Raw genomic sequence first — 19,132 nt, forward strand, 5'->3', positions numbered from 1 at the left:
CCGCCCGCCGCCGCGGCGCCGGCCGGCTCGGCGCCCTCGGCCACGCCGTAGAGCCTCATGCGGGCCTCGACGCCGGCGATGAGCTCGTTGCGGGCCCAGATGCAGTAGTTCTTGATGGCGGTATCGTTCATGGCGGTCTCCCCTTCCCCAGCGGCTCTTGGTTAGCTCAGGCGGATGGCGTCGTTGCCCTGTAGCTCGGCAAGCAGACGTGCGCGGAGCTGGGCAAGATAAGCGTCAATATCGCTTTCGCTCTCCAGCTTTTTGCGCTCGCCCAGTTCGGCCAGGCGCAGCTTTTTAATCCTCTTGGGAGCAGGAGCGGGTGCAGGCTCGACGGTCGCCGAAGCATCGTTGCCCGGGTCTTTGATCGTAGTAACGGTCTCACCGGAAGGCATGACTTCTGCGCGGCGGCTCTCACGCTGCTGGCGAGCCTTCTCCTCATCGATAGCTTTATCGATGTTCTCGCACGCGCGGTCGCAATACTCAATCAGCTGCTGCTTGAGCGCGGCAAGCTCGCTCGCCTTGGTGGCAGCGTGAACGCGGCTCTCAAACGACTTGGCCATGCGACCGGCGTTCTCGATAGCGCGCTCGGCCAGCTTGGCGTAGCCGTCCTGGCTCTGGGCATATTCGTGTACCTGGGCCATCTGTGCGGTTATGTCGTCCAGCATCTCCTTGCGCTTGGCATCGACCATCTGCTTATGGGCAGCCATGACGGGCTCCATCAGGTCATGCAGCTCGCGGACCTCACGGTACGGACGCGGGTTCTTCAGAATCTGCTCAATGCGCTTGTTGGCCTCGACCGCCTGGGCGTTAGAGTCCATGTAGAAGCCCTCGTCCTTCATAAGGCCCATAAACGCAACGGCTTTATCAAAGACGGGCTTTTGGCTCTCAAAGAAGAACACGACCTGGTCGTAGTCCTCTTTCCAATCGTCCAGATCGTCCTGCGCCTTTACAAAGGCATTGAAGAGCGCCTGGGCGTCGTTCTGGTTATCCAACAGGAGCGTGGTCAGCTTAATGCCGTCGTCCAGCACCTTTAGGCCCGGATACGGATAGGCCGGGGCCAAGCCCGTAAAGTTGTTGTTCGTGAGCTCCACGCACTCGTTCTTGTAGCCCGCAAGCGTATCGATCACCGTGGCGGTAAGCTCGTCCTCGTTGGAAATATCACGCTTGGCGTCGAAGGTCTCGCGCAGCACCCTGTTGACTTTCTTGATGAGCTCGTCGCTCATCTTAACGCGCTCGCGCACCTGGGCCTTGTCGGCGTCCTTGCGCAGGAAGGTAACCATACGCAGGTCGGTGGGGGCAACATTGGCGCCGGCAGCCGTAATGGTCGCGCGCTGCGAAACCACCAGCTGCGCCACCACGTTGGCAATGTCGATTTCGCGCCAACCATAGGGAGCACCCTGGAACTTACGCTGCAGGTCACCCATGGTCGTATTCAGCGACAGGCGCGTCTGGGCATGCAAAAAGTCCGCGACCTCCTTCTCGGCGCGGGCGTTCTGGGAGCTCTGACCGTCGAGCGCCACCTGGTTGGCACCGCGCAGCGTGGCGCGAATGTCCTCGTCGGTCTTGGCGGGGTCGGCGATGTAGTCGGCCTTGGTAAAGATGGCATCCGTCAGCTTTGACAGGGCCTGGTCAAACACATCGGCGGGCTTGGTGGCGCGAATGTTAACCATGGAACCATTCACAGCCACACGGGCATGCAGCACGGCCTCCTCCAGCAGTTTGGCTGCCTCGCGCTCAACGAAAGTAGCCTCTTTCATCTTTGCCTGGATAATCTGCTGAGTCGAAGGCGCCAGGGCCTCGGTATTGATGGTCTTGCGATACTTGCGGATCTTAGCCACATTCTGCAGATCGTCGAAGTAGTCGATGTCGTCTGCCAGCACCACCAGCGCGATATTGGCCGACTTGACGGCGAGCTCGGCATCGTCGGCACGCGAGAGGTCATCTGCCACCGTAACGACGTTGAGCTTCATGCCGCCCTGGGCCACACCATAGACCGAGTCGTCTACATAGCGGTCGAAGGGAAAGTCGTTGGCGCCCACGCGCAGCTTGGTAGCCGTATAGATGCCGCTAAAGAGCGACTTTTTAATGCCCTCGATAATCAAGGCAGCATCTACCGGCGTCTCGCTAATGGCGCGCGAGATATCCTGTTCCTCGTCGGTAAGGAAATTGTACGCATCGCCCTGACGTGCCACGTAGTTCTCGCGCACCAGGCGGTCGAGCGACTCCTTAACGCGGTCCTTAAGGGCGGCCTTGTCCACGTCCATGCCGTCGACCATAAGGATGGAGATGTTCTCGACGTTGGACTTGATGTAGTCGATATAGCGAATCAGATACAGCAGCTTTAGGACCTTAACGTCCTGGGCCTTAAGGCCACGGCCGTCCTCGGCCGCGCGCTCGGCAGTCGTGACCACCTGAATCACGCCATGCTCCAGATCCTTGGCGATGGTATCGAAGAAGCGCCAGAACGGCACCAGGGCGCCCACCTCTTGATCCTGGATGGCCTGGGCAGATTCCTGGAAGGCCGAGAGCATGGAGCGCTCGCCCGTAGACATATGCTTGGCCTTAACGCCGTGCTTGCGCACCTCGGTCATAACGTCGGGCAGCACCTTAAACTGATAGTCCACAAAGGGGTAACTAGCCGTAAAGTCGTTGCGGCTGGCGTAGCCGATCAGGTTGCTGCGCGAGCCATCGAAGCTGAACACGTTTTTGAGCACGGTGCTCTGGGCCTCGTAGTCCTGCTGGAGCTTTACCGTGGCGGCATCGTTCTTTTGCAGCACGCGGCGCTGGATAACCTCGTCCACGCTGGAGCTGGAGAGTGAAAGGCGCGTGTTAAAGCGACCCTGAATCTTGGAGAAGTCGTCGCCCACGATCATGGCGACCTCGTCGATGGCCTCCTGGCTGGTCACCATAACCCACACGCGGCCACCGCAACGGCTGCCCAGCTCCTCGACGAGCGTCTGCAGCGACAGCATAAGGCTGGTGCTCATGTCGGCATCGGAGCCAATAAACTGACCCACCTCATCGGCCATGAACAGCAGGCGGAACTCGCCGCCGCACTCTTCGGCGCGCTTGTCGGCATACTGCTTGACCATCTTGGCAAAGGTATCGGCAGCGATGGCGTCGTCCTCGGTACCGTCGAACCAGTGGCGCGCGGCCTGCTCGCTCATGCCCAGGACCTCTTGCAGGGCCTCGACGATGTCGTCCTCAAAGTAGCTATAGCTCTCGCGGTCCTCGAGCCAGTTGCCGTGGTCAATGCTCTCGTAGGCAGCGCGAAACTCCTGCGTCTTACCCTTGCTGTCGATATGCTGCTCCAGGCGCGCGAGCTTAAGGTCCTCGCCAAAAAAGCCCAGGTGCTCAAAGAACACGCGCTCAAAGGCGCGCAGCAGGGCCGTGCGCGAGGTGTCGCCCTCTTTCCACTGGCCGCCCTTGCTGTCGATGTTAAACAGGATCGCCTCGGTGGGAACCTCGCAGCAACGACGAACCCGAGCGGCCACGATGGGGTCGGAAATCTTGCCCTTAAAGTAATCGACGGCCCGCTTGCCGGCAATCTCATCGTTTTGCAGCAGATACGAGAGCATCTTGAGGAAGTGCGATTTACCGGAGCCAAAGAAGCCGCTGATCCACACGCCCATATTGTCGGTGGGAACGTCGAGCGCCTTATCGTACGCCTCGAAGAAGTGCGCAAAATGACCCTGCAGCTCGCGCGTCACCACGTACTCGTCGAGCTCCTGGCGCACCGATTCGTCGCTGGCATCTTGCACCTTGACGACGCCGTTGATGGAACGGTTGATGTCCTTGGAAAACAGGTCTTGGATAATCATCTTTCGCTCCTAAGAAATATCGAACGCGCGGTAGTAGTTGCTGGCGTTCTCTTTGTTGAACAACTTGAGCTGGCGGCCATCAAAGCTGCCGGGGTACATGACGACGACGGGCACGGTGCCAAAATCGGCAAGCATGTCGTTGAGCAGGTTGTGCACGCGCAGCAGCGGAAAGACCTCGCCCACACCCGTGAGCAAGATCACGTCGCCGGGCTGATGAGGCTGGGTATGCTCCAAGAGGTACTGGGCAAAGCTCTTGGAGCTGCAGGGCTTCTGGAGCTCTTTGATCTGGGCCTCCGAGCCGACCTTTGCCTCACGCCGGGGAATCGCACGCAAAATACGGCGCTGCTCGCAAATCTCGAGCATCACGTCGTACAGGTTAAAGACCTCCAGATTGCACGGCAGCTTGCCGGCCTGGGCATCTGCCATGAGCTCGTCCACATAGGCGCGGCACTCAAACTCCAGCGAAGGATCGTAGCAAAACGTATAAAAGCCGATCTCGTTACCGATGCCCTTGTTGGCCAAGAAATCCTGGTCTTGCAGGCGCTCGCGCAGCGCCTCGCGGCGATGGTCAAAGTCCTCATGCATGCGCTCGGCGCGGTTGCGCGGGCGAATGTGCGGCTGGTTTATTGCCATGTCTACATCACCTGCCCGGTGAGTGCGGCCAGGGCGTCCCTGTCGCCCAGGTCGCGGATGGCCTGTTCCACGTCGGGGTCCAACAGCAGGGGCTGGAGCGTATCGGTGCGCTGCGATGCCTTAAAACCGGCGCTGCGCAGAATCTGGCGCAGGGTGCTTTTTATACGGCCCAGCGTAGCATCGGACCATTTGACGGCCTCGGCATGCTCAACCTGAAAACGGGTGACAAACGCGTTAAGGTCAACGTCGGTAAAGTTGTAGTCGAAGTTAGACATGCGCTCGCCGATCTCCACCTGGATGAGCTCGCGGACCATGGTGTAGCGGCACATCATGGCAAACAGGTTGGCCTGGGCAGCCTGATCGGGCATGCCGTTGGCGACAAGATCCATGATGCGCGTGACCGCTTGATCGGCGGTGTCTTTGTCGATACCGCGGGCAGCGCACTGCGCCTCGTCGAGCGCTACGGCATCAAAGCGGCGCAGGCACACGCGGGCGCGGTCGGCCAGCATGCGCTCGGTGGGATACTGAAACAGGTTGTCGTGCTTAACGCGCGCAATGATCTCGTCGTCGCTCACGCCCTCCAGACGCAACGCAGCGACGATGCGCATCTCGGGCAGCAAAAACTGCTCGCGCGTGAGCACGCCTCCCAGCGATATTTTGTCGGTGTTATCCACAGGACACACTCCAAGGGTTCGGGCCTTTTTATTTGCATCGGGGCGATGCAAACGTGCTTCCAATCATACCGTTTAAGTACCGGGTCGTGAGGGTTGTTGCTGTCCTACTGCCCCAGCTCCTTAAGCGCTTGCAGCGACGCTGCGCGGGTCTCGGCGTAGGCAAGTCGTGCGTCGCTCAGCTGCTTGTCAATCTGGTCGACATGGCTGCTGAGATCTTTGACCTGCCTGCCGACTTCCTCCATCTCGACAATTGCCCTCCAACCACTTTGATCGGAAAGCTGCTCATGCTTATGGCGCAGCACAAGCAGCTGGTTGAGCAAAGAAACACGTGCCTTGTCGAGCTCTTCCATCTTGTCGCGCGCGGCCTTTACCTCCCTTGCGATGCGCAGCTTTTCCTGCTCTTTTGCAGAGGGCTTGGGAGCAGGTTCCGGTGCAGGCTCTGGCTCAGACTCGGGCTCGGGCTCGGATCCCCGTCCAACGTCGGGCGCATCCTCGGGTTCGGGCTCCGCGAGAGCCGTTTCACTCATCTCCAAAAACGCGCATATACCCGGCTCCGTTGCCGGCCTTGCCTCGAACACCGTGGCAACCGATCCGTCGCTCAACATCGTGCTCTGAGAGCAAAGCGACTCGACAAAGCTCGCCATAAACAGGCCAAACCCGGAAATCTGCTGAGCCAGACGCTCGTCGTAGGTAACGCGGATCTCGCCCTCATTGCCCTGACGCACCGAAAGCCAGTCGCCCACACACATGAGCTGCACCAGCGTAATCGGCGTCAAGTCGCCCTCAAACAGCAACTGCAGACGGGACGAAACAACGTCTCGGGGAACAACCGGCTCGGCATGCTTCTCGAGCTCTTCTAACGTGGCACCGACGTATTGGCACAAATCGATGTTGCTCGGAACATCCGTAAAGTGCTCGCGCACATGGCTCAGGAGCCGCTCACTTTTGTCGGCATTGATACGAATACGCTTAACGGCGTGCGACGATCCATCCCACGTCACATCGGAATGCGTTAAGAACAGCCAACCGTCGCAAAACAGCTCCATGGCAAAGATGGGAAAGGCTTTCTGCATCGTTTACATCTCCTTGCGTTCTTGCGTATCGTCCGCGGCGTCGTGGTCGTTGATCTCGTTACGCTGTTCCTCGTCATCAAAAAGACCCTTAAACACCAGTTCCAGATCGCGCTCGTCGGTATAGCCGGGTTCCAGCGTGCCGCGGTCAATCGAGTCGAGCATGACCTGTTCCTTGTGCTGCAGCCGCTCGTAGATATTGCGGTCGAGCGACCAGGGGCCGCCGCGGCGTTCGTACACGGCGCGCAGATAGTGGTACTGCGTGTACTGTTCTTGCGGCAGGCCCAGGCGGTGGATGCGATCCTTGGACTGCAGCAGGTGCACCAGGTTGTAGCTGCACTCAAAGTAGACGGCGTCGTGGCACACGCTGTGGAGCGAGACCGACTCGGCCAGTGTGTGCGGGTTGGTGACCAGCACGCTCGTCTCCCCTGCCTTAAACGAGTCGATGACGCGGGCACGCGTGGGCATATCGGTCGACCCACTGATAGCGCGGGCCGTAATGCCGCGCTCGCGCAGCTCGCGCACCACATTACGAATACTGCGCTTAAAGATGCACCACACGATGACTGACTTGCCCTGGGCTACCAGGGACTCGACCAAGTCCAGGCAGGCGACCATCTTGGCTGTGGGCCGGTCATCCACCTGCAGACCTTCCAGTGCCTTGCCCGCCCCCGTCTGCACCTCGCCGTCAAACAGGTCGGCATAGTCGCCGGCGCTCAGATCCTCGGCCAGCATGCGCGGATCGGACGAAAGCTGCAACAGGCGAATAATCATCTCGAACGGCTCGCCCGAAAGCGTACGCAGCACCTTTTGGAACAGCTGCTGCTCCCAGCGTTCTGCAGGCACATCGACCAGATGGTCCTCGTTGGCCCGGGGTACGCCCAGCTGATGCTTGTTCGTACGGCAAAAGAACGGCGCGATGGACTCGTTAATATGCTCAACGTCGTCCTCGCTCGTCGACTTAAGGGCATTGGCGCTCATGCCAAAGTACCAGTTGTAGTCGCGCGGCCATAGACAGTGGAGCAGGTTGTATAGGTCCTCAAACGAGTTGGGAATCGGCGTACCGGTAAGCGCGATAAAGTACGGCGCCGCCGCGGCAATCTGCACCGCGCTTGCCGCGCGCTTGCCGCCCACACGCTTCACCTTGTGCACCTCATCAAATACCACCAGGGCGCGATCTGCCGCAATACGCGCGGCCGCCTCCCCCAGTGCGACAGACTCGTAATTGAGCAAAATCATGTCGTAGCGCTTGTAGTCAAACAGCAGAGTGCTGCACTTATCGCGCGTGGAACGACCGCGAAACTCGGGGTCGTGAAAGCACAGCGAACGCAGCGGGCGGTCGGCGCCAAAACAGGCGGCCCATTCATCGCGCCACGAACCAAAAGCGTTTTTGGGCGAAAGCACGATGATGCGGTCGACCAGGTCGCGCTCGCGCAGGTAGGCAAAGGTGCCCAGGACCGACGCCGTCTTGCCCGAACCGGGAACGGAGAAGTTGGCGCTGCGGCCCATGGCACTCATAAAGAACGCATCCCACAGCTGGCGGTCCTTGAGCGGGCGTTGCATCAGGGCGTCTTCTGCCTGGCAAAACTCATCAAAGCGATCGGCCACCGACTCATCGTGCGCCTTGATCAGCAGACCCACGCGCGCCTTCTCGCGCAGATAGTCCTCACGCGCCGTAAGGCCTCGCAGCAGGTCCGGGTCCACCTGGCACTCCACACCAAAGCTTGCCGCCTGCTGCAGCAGCTCGACGATGCGCTTGGCGCCCGGGTCGTCAATCGCCAGCGGAAAGAGCACGTCCGCCTCTCGATAGCTCGGTGCATAGCGGCGCAACGCCGAAAGCCGAATCTTCCAGACCGGCTCGCGGCGCAGCTGCTCAACCGTCATGTCGAGCGGCACGACGGAAATGCCGTCGCTATACGAGAGGCGCAGTTTCATTTAGGCTTCCTCGCCGCCCATCCTGTACGAGATCTTGTCCTTGATCATATGCACCCTCGCCTCGAGCTTGGCGACCTCGGCGGCGATATTGGCAATCTCGTCCGCAGGCAGCAAGCCAAAGGTCGATTCCTCCACCTGATCAAGATCCCTGATGGCGCGAATGATCGAGAGCGAAGGCGACTTGAGGGCCTTGTTCATCTTGGTGGTGTTTTCGGCCGACTCCATAACCTCACGGAAGGCCGTCGCCAGCTGAACATCGTCGCGAATCTCGGCGATGTCGGTCGAGGTCACGATCTCTTTGTTCTTCAGGCGCTCGGCAACCTCAAAGGCCAGCTCGTTTTCGCGCTCGATAAAGCGATCCGCGTCGGGGCCTTCCAGAATCGGCTTCATCTTGCGGACAAAGCGCACGATGTCGCCCTGCGGCTCGGCAATCATGTTGGCAAAGACGATGTTCTTAACGTCCTCTTCCTGATCGTCGCTCTTGCACTTTTTTAGCACGCCCTGCAGGTCGTTGATAACGCCGGCGACCTTGAGCTCGCGCGCCAGGTGGAACTGGTCCTTGGCGTTGGCAAACTCCAGGAACTCGTTCATATAGCGGGCTTTTACAATCTCCTTCTCGAGCTCCTTGGGCTCAACGCCAATGCACTGGGCGTACTCTTCCTTCGAGAGCAAGTTGGAGCTGATGATGTCGTTGTAGATGCCCACCAGGCGGTCGACCGGGTCGTAGCCGACCTTCTCTTCCTCGCCATGCTGGATCGAAAGCTCCAGCATCTTGATCTTCTTGGAATCGTTACCCAGGCTCTCGGGAAGAATAACAGCCTCAAACCAGCCAAAACTTGGGTTTTCGGCGGCAAGACGACGCAGACAGGTAAAGCGGCGGTTGCCGTCGACGATCAGGCCGTCGGCCAGCACCACGCCGGGGCGCTCCTGCGAACGCAGGGCAATGCTACGCTGCGTCTTTTCGATGGCATCCTTATTGCTGTCGACGATAAAACCCTCAATGATGTCGTTGCAGGCCGCGACGTCCAGCTCATTAAACGCACCCTCGCCATGTTCGGCCTTATAGCGGCTAATCCACGAGGCGATACGGTCGTTCTGCACGTTGTAGCGCAGGAACTCAAGCTTAATGCTGTAGACGGGATACATCTCGGGCTTGCCGTCGATCACGATCTTGTGGTTGGCTCCGGTCGGCTTAATGTTGACGCCGTCGCCGATCATTTCGAGCAGGTTCATGTTGACTCCTCCTATTGGTTGTTTTTGATATACAGCTCGCGCAGGTAAGCTGCATTCGCTTCCTTGTTGGGCATGACCATGTCAAGGTCCTCGTTGTAGAACAGGTCTTTGTCCTTGACCGCCTTGATGATGTCGTAAGCGGTAAAGACCACACCGTAATCGTCCTGGAACACATCGATAAGGTCGTCTACACCAATGGGCCCCCTTTGCTTGGCGACATATTCGACCGCATCGGCAATGGAGAAACTCCCTTCCTTTCGGCAGAACATGTAGGTGCCGCCAAAGCGGGTGCGCCTAATCTGTTCTTGCGGCAGCCCGTACACAACAATCGAGTCGAAAAACGCATCGTCAAAGCCGCACTCCTCTGCCACAGCATCGAGCTTGTGCTCAAAGCCCTGCTTGCGCAGGCTTGCCACTGTAAATGGCACGCCCGACTCCGTACGACCAGAAACGGCATATGCATACGAGCTTAGGTCTGTACGTCGAATTCCCACCGACTCCTCTAGGTGCTTGAGCGAAATAAATGAACCGTGATTACACTCGATAAAGGTGAAGTTGCGTAGCAGCTGAGCTATTGCCAGCCTAAAGTCCTGGTGGTTAATGACTTCATCACCAAACCCTGGCGCCCCATAGGCAAAGCTATCGCGCGACATAAGCAGATTATCAAACGATTTCCGCAGATCAACGCCCTTTTTAACGATCAGGTCCCTCGAGACCTCCAAGCCCAGGGGCGCGAGCGTCTGATCGTTAATGAGACGACCGGACGTGGAGCCAAACTTAGCAATAAAGCTCGCCCTGACGTACGGCAGCGATACGTAGTCTTCGGTCACCATGTCCTTGATGAATTGTTGCTGCTCGGCAGAAAGGTCGACATCGACATACGAGTAGCGATCGTTGCGTAGATATGCGTTCATGTCGCGCAGGTAGTTGCTGCGAACCGTCTTCGTGTCTATGCAGTACTTGTCCGCGTAGCGCTGGGCAAACTCCTCGCGCGACAGCTCGGTGCCCGCGTCGCGCAGTACATCGAGCATCTGACGCTTGCGATCCGTCTCGCCCAAGCGTATCACGGGGGACATAACCGTCCGCAAACCGTGCACCGTATCCGGGCGCACGTACGTGCGGATTATCTCGTAGAGCTCCTCGTCATCACGCACGTCGTATAGGTCGCACAACTCCTTGTTCTCGCGCAGGATAAGACCCGCGCCGCACTCGATATTGCGCCCGGCGGCGAGCGTTAAGACCCGACGCAACTCGGACGTAAGGCGGTTGTCAATCTTGTAGGAGCGTATCTTGTTGCCACGAGCCACCAAAAAACTTCCGGTGCCGCGTAATTCGTTAAGACACTTGGTGTCTTCGGAAGGCATCGCCAACATCTGTTTAAAGCCGCACTTGTTATCATCCAAAAACCGCTGGTACTTGATGCGGATGTCTTTGAGCGTGTGGTATTCCTCAACAGCTCCGGTCTCGGCAAAGGCACGCAGCGCGGCACCGCGCGTGGAGAAGCTGCCCAGCTTTTTACGCGCAATCTGCTCGAGCTGGGAGGCGTTGTCCTTTTCGATGTTTACAGGCGCTCGAAGCGTATCCGCGGCAGGACGGCGGTGCAGCTGCGCTATCCTATCACGCCACTCCTGCGGCAATGTCGGATCATTGGCGGCGCGGCGAAGACTAAACCTGTTCGAGACTTTAATGGCCTTCAGATAGCCAAAGGCCATCGGAGACGCCTGCGTTATCTCGCAAAACGTCTCCACGGTAAGGTCGTAACACGTGTAAAACGAACTAAACTGATCCTCGTCCAATTGCGGACGGTTGCTGATCAGGTCATCACGACGTCGACGCAGAGGGCCGAGTCCGGCCGGCTTGCGAGGGTAATCCATAAGGGGCTTGTCGCTAAAGACCCAGCGCAGCAGGTCGGCATCGTCGGCGGGCAGCAACGCCAGCCACGCCTCGATAGACATAGGGCCTTTGCCGGTGAGGTCTTCGATTTTGCTGGTAAAGGGCTTTGCCGGCTGTTGTGGGACCGGGACGGCAGTTGGCTCCGGAGCGGCAGAGTCAGGCATCTGGTCTGGCTCGGGCTCGGTCGCAGGCTCGGGCTCGGGTGTCGGCGCGGGCTCGGGCTCGGGTGTCGGCGCGGGCTCGGGCTCGGTCGCAGGCTCGGGCTCGGGTGTCGGCGCGACAGCCTGCTCCACCGGCGCGGCCTTCTCCTCGGCCGGTTCGTCAGCGTTTTCGGTTTCCATGCTCGCAAAGTACGCGCGAACCGCATCGCATACAAACGGCGCAAGGTCCTTATCGACCTGTGCATATTTAAGCGGGATGGTGCCCTGTCCGTATACGCGCTTCATATACAGGAATGCAGGCTGTGCGGTTTGCGTTAGGCCGTAAAACTCCTTGGCGGAAAGCTTATACGTATGAAAGAGCGGACCAAATGTATCGACGTCAAACGTTGGTCGCCCCGCCATAAGGGCATCGTAACGCTCGCGGATTTTCCAAGCAGACTTGCCAAGGTTATCCATCCAGCGAGCCGGCTTGTCATCGATGAGCATATAGCCCATCAGGATGCGGTCCTGGTATGCGAGATCCGTGAACCATCTATTGAACTTTACAATGTCCTGGCCCACGGCAAGCTTAAGCGCCTGTTCCAGCGTAAGATCTTGCACCGGTGGATGCTCAGACTCGTGAGCGGACTGCGCTTCAAGCGCTTCCGTCTGAGCATCCACCTCGCCGCCCGGTTGAACCTCATCGACCGACGTAATAACGTCGTCTGCCGAATCGGCATTTTCGCAGTTAGATTCCGTATTGCTGGCCTCAATATCTTCTTGATCCTGAGGCAGCTCAAAGTTCAGGCGCTCAAACGTTTTTACCGCTGCACTAAAGGCGGGATATTCACTTTTGAGACTCGCGAGCGCCGAATTGACAGCGTCCTCTTCGTTAGCGCCCGTCGCAAGCCTACCCGCCAGCCTGGTACAAAAGAGTAGACGGAACGAAGGCTCGTTTACGGCAAGGCCTTCGCGCTGCAGACGGTTAATGGTATCCCTGACAAGACGGTTAACTGCCTCGACGCGCTCGAGCGGCGTGCCAGCAGCTGGATACCAACCCCCTATTGCAGCCAGACGGGCAAGTTCCATTTCGTCTTTGGTTTTTCCCAGCTGCAAACGACCCGATGGCCACTCATTTAAAGCATCGATAATTGAACCAACCTCAGAAGATGTGAGGCCGCTTCTCCGTAACGCCGTAGCATTGTAGGTGAGCAGCGTAGGCAGGTCGTAGATTTTAAGGGTCCATTTTAATTTACGCTGAATTGCCGGAGTAATCGAAAGGTTCCACAGCGAAAGCGGCGCGCCGCCACTCGTATACACCGTGCTAAGTGTTTCGCTAATCGGTCCTTTAATGTTCGCGTAGGCACGGTAATCACGCCTAATGCTGCGCAGATTACCATAGATGTCAAATGTCAGCCTCGCATTGCCCGAGAGTCTGCCGAGCTCTGGCGCCTGCGCGCGATACTGCGGAGATAGCGGCAAAGCATAGGCGGTAAGATGCTTTTCGAAAGCAATGCGTAAGGTCTCGTCCTCAGCCTTGCCCAACTTGCGCACAAGGCAAAACACATCGTGAATCTCATGCTTGTCGAGAAAGGCAACCTGGGTCTCGGTATCAAACACACAGCGCGGGTCGTCCCAACCGCTCAGGTACTTGGGACGCTCGAGCTTTTTAACGGCGTCCTCGGAAGGCTCAAACTTAGATGCAGCCATGACGCAGGGCTCAAGTTCGAGCTCTGGTTCGGATTCAGAAATGGGCGCAATCTCGGCTTCGGGGTCCGCGACGGTCACGGTCTCTTTAATGGATTCGGGTTCAGACTCGAGCACAAGCGCGGGCTGCTCGAGCTCGGTGGCGGCCTCGGCCTCAAGGCTATCCGAGAAGGAAATAACCAGCTGCTGCGGCTCGGAAGACAGCGTGAGCCTGGGACACTCAGGCTGCACCGGCTCCTGCTGCTCGACTTGAGCCGGCTCCTGCTGCTCGTCCGCCACCTCTGCAGGCTCCGTCGGCGACTCGTATCCCATGAGAGACAGACCGTCGGCCGGCTTCTTGTCATACGAAACACCCACGGCAACAGGGATAGGCCAGCTGCGCCCATTAACCTTCAACTGCACAAGGGTCGAATCTGCACGCAACGAAATGGGGCCAAAAGCCATAGGTGCAGGGTCCTCAGGAGTAACGGATTCAACCGCTTCGGGCTCTGCAATATCGGCCTCGTCGGCCCACGGCGCCGCCGCCGCGCGCTCAAGTGTCTCAGGCTCTGCGGCTACGGGTTCTTCGACATCGCACTCAACGGCCTCAGGCGCAGCCTCTTCAGACTCAACGTTTTCGTCATCAACAACGGTGCCGTCAACGTCCTCGTCCCCAGTGTTTTCGCCCTCGGCACCTTCGCTTTTAACAGCCTCAAGCTCAATGGCATCAGCAGCCACCGGCTCCTCTGCGGGTTCCGCCACCTCCTTGGCCGCACCGGGCGCCATGCTGTACTCGCCGTTAGCGTATAAAAGTTCACCACCTATAACTAGTTGGGCTAGCGCTCGCTCGTATGAGTCATTAATGGTGCGATACACGCTCGAGCGCACCAGTGCTTCGTGCAGTGGGGCATCGGCCTGCGCGACCGCATCCAGAATGAGCGACTCGTAGTACGCGTCTACGTCCATTGAAATGTTTGTTGCACTCACAGCATTGTTGTCCATACAGAAACGACCCCCGATATTCCCCAAACAACCCACTAGCTGTATTGGAAAAAAGGAAGAATTATGCCAATGATTACTTCATACGCCACTTGCGAACGTTTTTGTTTAGCAACATTTTGTTGTGCAATAAATCAACTGTGCATATGCAGATGAGCGGTAGTTTTAATCGGTGAACGGCGATCGCGCACGCCTGAAGGCCCTTTCATTTTCCTTGGCACCAAGGCAATTAAAATGGACCTGTCGCGCGGACGCGCCGCGCATCATACACGTCTTTCTGCCACCAGATGGGACAAGCAAGGTTGCTCGCCCATGTCCTCATTTGTCTTTACGCTATAATCAAGATAAATCTATACATATGATTCTATGTAAGGAGTTTCATATGCCTGTCGTAAAGCCTATTTCCGATCTGCAACGCAACTTTGGTTCCATAGCGGATAGCTGCCACCAAACCAAAGAGCCCGTCTACCTGACCAAAAACGGATCGGCATCGCTTGTCGTCATGGATGCCGAGGCCTATGACGAGCAGACGCGCGCACTAACCGCCATTCAGGAGCGCGAAGAACGCATCCAGCGAGCCATCACGCGTGGCTACGACGACTTAGTAAACGGTCGCGTGCGACCGTGGAAACAGGCCAAGGCAGATGCAGATCGCATCAGGGCGGCTCGCCATGAAATTGGATAACGCAGACGTCGAGTTCTACTCGGAGCTCGACGAACTTGATAAGCCTTTTGATGTTGTCATGACTGACGAGGCACTCTATGCCTATGCCGAGATTCCTTCGGAGCGAATCTACGCCAGAATCGGCAACCTCATCGACTTTCTAGCCGAGCATCCTTATTTTGGGGAAGAGTACGACCCCTACTATCAGGCAGCCTTTCCGCCCATTGACTGCAGGGTCTTCTTTTGCGCGCACTACGGTGTGTACTACCACGTGGATGTTGAGCAGCGAAACATCAGCATCCTGGCAATCGAGGACCATCGAAAGAACCCTTTGAGTAGATTCAAACTACTCAAGTAGCCCCCCCATGTAACCATCCTGTAAATCATAGCGGCGCAGTCGAGTTTTACCGTGATGCGGTCGCGCCGGGCGCTCCACTGTGCTAAAGTATCCCGAACGTTCAAACGACTACGAGGGGAACTAGAAGATGGCACGTGTGCACAACTTCTCAGCTGGCCCGGCCGCACTGCCTACAAGCGTGCTCGCCGAGATCGCCGACGAGATGATGGACTACCGCGGTTGCGGCATGTCCGTGCTCGAGATGAGCCATCGATCTAGCATGTACCAGCAGATTATCGACGACGCCGAGGCAACCCTGCGCCGCCTGCTGAGTATCCCCGACAACTACCGTGTCCTGTTTTTGCAGGGCGGCGCCACGCTGCAGTTTGCGGGCATCCCCATGAACCTCATGCGCCGCGGCCGCGCCGGCTACGTCGTGACCGGCAACTTCGCCAACAAGGCGTACAAGGAGGCCGCAAAGTACGGCGAGGCCGTGCTGCTCGCGAGCTCCGAGGACACCAATTTCGACCGCATTCCCGCCATGGCCGACATAAACGCGCGCATTGCCGCCGAGGCCGCGGGCGACGGGCTCGACTACGTCTACATCTGCCAGAACAACACCATCTTTGGCACCATGTACCACGAGCTGCCCGCTTGCGGCGATGTGCCGCTAGTCGCCGATGTCTCGAGCTGCTTTCTGTCGCAGCCGCTCGACGTTGAGCGCTACGGACTCATTTACGCAGGCGCGCAGAAAAACGCCGGCGCCGCGGGCGTGACCGTGGTCATCGTGCGCGACGACCTCATCGCCGATGGCCCAGCCTTTGCGCAGACGCCGCAGTACATGGACCTTAAGACCCAAGCCGCCAAGGGCTCCATGCTCAACACGCCCAACACCTTTGGCATCTACGTGTGCGGCAAGGTATTCCGCTGGGTGGAGCAAGCCGGCGGACTCGCCGCCATGGCCGAGCGCAACTGGGCCAAGGCCAACCTGCTCTATGACCTGCTCGAGCACAGCGAGCTGTTCCATGGCACCACGCAGGCCGGCAGCCGCTCCATCGCCAACGTCACCTTCCGCACCGGCGACGCCGAACTCGACGCGGCCTTTGTCGCAGGCGCGGCCGAGCACCAGATTCAAAACGTCAAGGGCCATCGCCTGGTGGGCGGCATGCGCGCGAGCGTCTACAACGCCGTAACCATGGAAGACGTGCAGGCACTGGCCTCGTACATGAAGGACTTCGAAGCGCAGCATAGTTTGAGTCCGCGATCTAACTAGCCCGCAACCCGCGGGCCGACCAGCCACTTCAAACCACTTGTTATAAACAAACCCGCTAAGGAGTTTTTCATGCGCAAGATCAAAACCATCGACGACATAACCAAAGACGGCAAGGTCGAGTTTGGCGAGGGCTACGAGTTTGTGGGCACCGCCGAGGAGGCCGACGCCATCCTGATGCGCTCCACCGACCTGCACGGCTACGAGCTGCCCGAGGGCATCCGCGCCATCGCCCGCTGCGGCGCCGGCGTCAACAACATCCCCATCGAGGAGTACGCCAAGAAGGGCGTCGTCGTCTTTAACTCCCCCGGCGCCAACAGCAACGCCGTCAAGGAGCTCGTCCTGGGCATGCTGGTGCTCTCGAGCCGCGGCGTGGTGCAGTCGATGAACTGGGTGCGCGACAACGCCGACGACCCCGAGATTCAGGTCGATGCCGAGAAGGCCAAGAAGGCCTTTGTGGGCCGTGAGCTCAAGGGCAAGCGCATCGGCGTCATCGGTCTGGGCAACGTGGGCTCCAAGGTCGCCAACGCCTGCGTCGACCTGGGTATGGACGTCTACGGCTACGATCCGTTCATTTCCGTCGAGCACGCATGGGTACTGAGCCGCGAGGTGCAGCGCGTGGGCACGCTCGAGGACCTCTGCCGCGGCTGCGACTACCTCACCGTGCACGTGCCCAGCAAGGCCGACACCATCGGCATGATCAGTACCGAGCAGATCGACCTGCTGGCCCCGGGCGCCGTGCTCATCAACTACGCGCGCGAGACCATCATTGACGAGGACGCCGTCGACGCAGCCCTGCGCGCGGGCAAGCTGAGCTGGTTTAGCTGCGACTTTGCCACGCCCAAGACGGTCAAGATGCCCAACACGTTTATCACCACGCACTCGGGCGCCGGCACCGGCGAGGCCGAGGCCAACTGCGCCGACATGGCCATCAGCGAGCTCAAGGACTACCTGGAGAACGGCAACATCGCGCACAGCGTCAACTACCCCGCCTGCAGCATGGGCAAGGCGCGCGCCGCAAGCCGCATTGCCTGCCTGCATGCCAACGTACCCAACATGATCGGCCAGATCACGGCAATCCTGGCCAAGGACAACGCCAACGTGCAGCGTATGACCAACGAGTCCGCCGGCGAGAACGCCTACACCATGTTCGACACGGACGAGCACCTGGACAGCAGCACCATCGAGGCGCTCAAGCAGATTCCTTCGATGTATCGCGTACGCGTGATCAAGTAGCGTCGGCGCCAAGCCTGCCAGACAGGCAATGAAGCTCATTCGGCCCCCGTTTTCGCGAAACGGGGGCCGATTTCGTTGCTCCGGCTGGTTTTGAAAATGCTACCCAGAATAAGTTTTTTCGGATAATCGACAGTCATGCCCAAATCACTGAGCGCACCTACTCTGATAAACAGCTTTATCAGGGACTTTAGTAGGTAAAAATCGATCTCTCTGTGCCGAATGTAAGTTGACTGTCTATTTTCCGAAACAACTTATTCTAGATAGCATTTTTAGGGCCCTCCAAAGGCGAAATTGAAGCCTTTTTGTGACCAAAACTCTAGTCCGCGCGACCGTTTTCCACCCGCACGGCTACATTCCCGCCCAATCGATAAAAATCTCCTCACGAAGCCGCCGTTCGAGCTCCTGCTGCCGCGGCGTCTTGTCTTTCAACGGCACATCGAGATAGGACATGATGAGTTCCATCACCACGCGGAAGGCATCGGAGTCGACCAGCTGACCATAGGTCATCAGAACGACAGGATATCCCATCGCTTGAAGGGCCGTCGTTCGATCGGAGTCCGAGATCTTGGATTCTATGGATCCGTGAATGGCTTTACCTTGACATTCAACCAGGCACTCTCTGCTGCCGTCCTTATTTGACAGCAGGATATCGGCGTAGCGCCTATCAAGCCCCGAAATCAGGCGGGCGCTGCGCGTCATGCGAATCTCAACGTTATTGGTAAGGCGCAGCCCTTCGCCGCCGCGCAACCTCGTAAGGCCAAACAGCATCGAAGCCTGGACCTCGAGCGGCGATGCCACAACCCCCGTAATGCATTTCGCGGCACGCGTGAACGATTTAGCACCGCGGAGCCCCTGGATCTTATCGACGTACTCGGTTAGTTCAGAGAGCTCAATCAAGGGCGGTCGTTTCCACAGGTCCGTTGGATTCCCCGAGGCATCCTTTACGTTTTCCCAGCCCAACCGTGCGTCACCCCACCGGCTCCCATACGCCTGCTCAAGTGCCAACTTTACCTGAGGCGCAATCTTGCACACGGCAAAGGTGCCGCACATCTCATACATGCACATGATCAGGCGCTCATTTGAGACCGAGGAAGCCAGGGTCAGCAGGGTAAAGAGCGGGGACGCGACATCAAGGCCAAACTCTGTCTGCCGCACGGAGCCAAACGGCCTCTCCCCGTTCCAAACATGCCTGACAATGCGGCCGCCCTTACGCCCGCAGAGGCCCTGCGCCAACACGTGTAACGGAGTGCCCAGGAAATACTTGACGAGCGGGTGCTCACAAAGATGCTCCCTGCGCGGATCGTCCACAGAATCGGGCAGATCCGGCATTATTGCCAAGACCTGTGGAGGTATCCGGTGATACCGAAAGGCAGATATGTCGCACAGCATGTCGTCCATGAAGGATACGTACCCATTGCGTCGTTTGCGAGCCTGCCCGGACGCCAAACGCGATGGCTCGGCCTGTGAACGGTTAATACTGCTACGCACACGTCGCGAATTTTCCAGGTGGCTTACAATCGGTTTTGGAAACAAACTGATTG

12 protein-coding genes are annotated in these 19,132 nt (G+C 58.4%); 4 read left to right on the forward strand and 8 right to left on the reverse strand.

Annotated elements, in window-relative coordinates; translation table 11 throughout:
- Window positions 1-161 precede the first annotated feature (161 nt).
- The 7 genes from brxC to ACTQZF_RS01955 all read right to left on the reverse strand — a co-directional run bounded on the left by brxC (window position 162) and on the right by ACTQZF_RS01955 (window position 14,051).
- Complete coding sequence (brxC, locus tag ACTQZF_RS01925; protein ID WP_441554417.1) at window positions 162-3,821, reverse strand: BREX system P-loop protein BrxC; 3,660 nt, start codon at window positions 3,819-3,821, stop codon at window positions 162-164.
- 9 nt (window positions 3,822-3,830) lie between these two features.
- Entirely contained in the window at window positions 3,831-4,454 is a 624-nt protein-coding gene (locus tag ACTQZF_RS01930; RefSeq protein ID WP_441554418.1) for a DUF1788 domain-containing protein, read from the reverse strand.
- Window positions 4,455-4,456: 2 nt separating this feature from the next.
- Window positions 4,457-5,128 carry a DUF1819 family protein gene (locus ACTQZF_RS01935; protein WP_441554419.1) on the reverse strand — a complete coding sequence of 224 codons (672 nt, stop codon included), beginning with the start codon at window positions 5,126-5,128 and terminating at the stop codon, window positions 4,457-4,459.
- Between the two features lie 104 nt (window positions 5,129-5,232).
- Window positions 5,233-6,201, reverse strand: a complete 969-nt coding sequence (locus tag ACTQZF_RS01940; RefSeq protein WP_441554420.1) for a hypothetical protein — start codon at window positions 6,199-6,201, stop codon at window positions 5,233-5,235.
- Window positions 6,202-6,204: 3 nt separating this feature from the next.
- Window positions 6,205-8,133 carry a DEAD/DEAH box helicase gene (locus ACTQZF_RS01945; protein ID WP_441554421.1) on the reverse strand — a complete coding sequence of 643 codons (1,929 nt, stop codon included), beginning with the start codon at window positions 8,131-8,133 and terminating at the stop codon, window positions 6,205-6,207.
- Window positions 8,134-9,366, reverse strand: a complete 1,233-nt coding sequence (locus tag ACTQZF_RS01950; RefSeq protein WP_441554422.1) for a hypothetical protein — start codon at window positions 9,364-9,366, stop codon at window positions 8,134-8,136.
- An 11-nt stretch (window positions 9,367-9,377) separates the two neighbouring features.
- Entirely contained in the window at window positions 9,378-14,051 is a 4,674-nt protein-coding gene (locus ACTQZF_RS01955) for a hypothetical protein (protein ID WP_441554423.1), read from the reverse strand.
- 415 nt (window positions 14,052-14,466) lie between these two features.
- Between ACTQZF_RS01955 and ACTQZF_RS01960 the strand changes: the two genes are divergently transcribed.
- The 4 genes from ACTQZF_RS01960 to ACTQZF_RS01975 all read left to right on the forward strand — a co-directional run bounded on the left by ACTQZF_RS01960 (window position 14,467) and on the right by ACTQZF_RS01975 (window position 17,591).
- Window positions 14,467-14,769: a type II toxin-antitoxin system Phd/YefM family antitoxin gene (locus ACTQZF_RS01960; RefSeq protein ID WP_196032773.1), complete on the forward strand. Its 303-nt coding sequence runs from the start codon at window positions 14,467-14,469 to the stop codon at window positions 14,767-14,769.
- The gene (locus ACTQZF_RS01965; protein ID WP_441041988.1) at window positions 14,756-15,106 is read left to right on the forward strand and encodes a type II toxin-antitoxin system RelE/ParE family toxin; all 351 of its coding nucleotides are present in this window, start codon (window positions 14,756-14,758) and stop codon (window positions 15,104-15,106) included. Before ACTQZF_RS01960 ends, ACTQZF_RS01965 begins: the two co-directional genes overlap by 14 nt.
- A gap of 127 nt (window positions 15,107-15,233) precedes the next feature.
- Window positions 15,234-16,358, forward strand: coding sequence for a 3-phosphoserine/phosphohydroxythreonine transaminase (gene serC, locus ACTQZF_RS01970; RefSeq protein ID WP_441554424.1), 1,125 nt, complete (start codon window positions 15,234-15,236; stop codon window positions 16,356-16,358).
- A 69-nt stretch (window positions 16,359-16,427) separates the two neighbouring features.
- A complete protein-coding gene (locus ACTQZF_RS01975) occupies window positions 16,428-17,591 on the forward strand; it encodes a phosphoglycerate dehydrogenase (RefSeq protein WP_154515718.1) in 1,164 nt (387 codons plus the stop codon).
- A gap of 348 nt (window positions 17,592-17,939) precedes the next feature.
- Here the strand turns inward: ACTQZF_RS01975 and ACTQZF_RS01980 are convergent, their stop codons facing one another.
- Complete coding sequence (locus ACTQZF_RS01980) at window positions 17,940-18,920, reverse strand: hypothetical protein (RefSeq protein WP_441554425.1); 981 nt, start codon at window positions 18,918-18,920, stop codon at window positions 17,940-17,942.
- Between the last annotated feature and the right edge of the window lie 212 nt (window positions 18,921-19,132).

It is taken from the genome of Collinsella sp. LCP19S3_H3, from assembly GCF_052119145.1.
Lineage (GTDB): Bacteria > Actinomycetota > Coriobacteriia > Coriobacteriales > Coriobacteriaceae > Collinsella.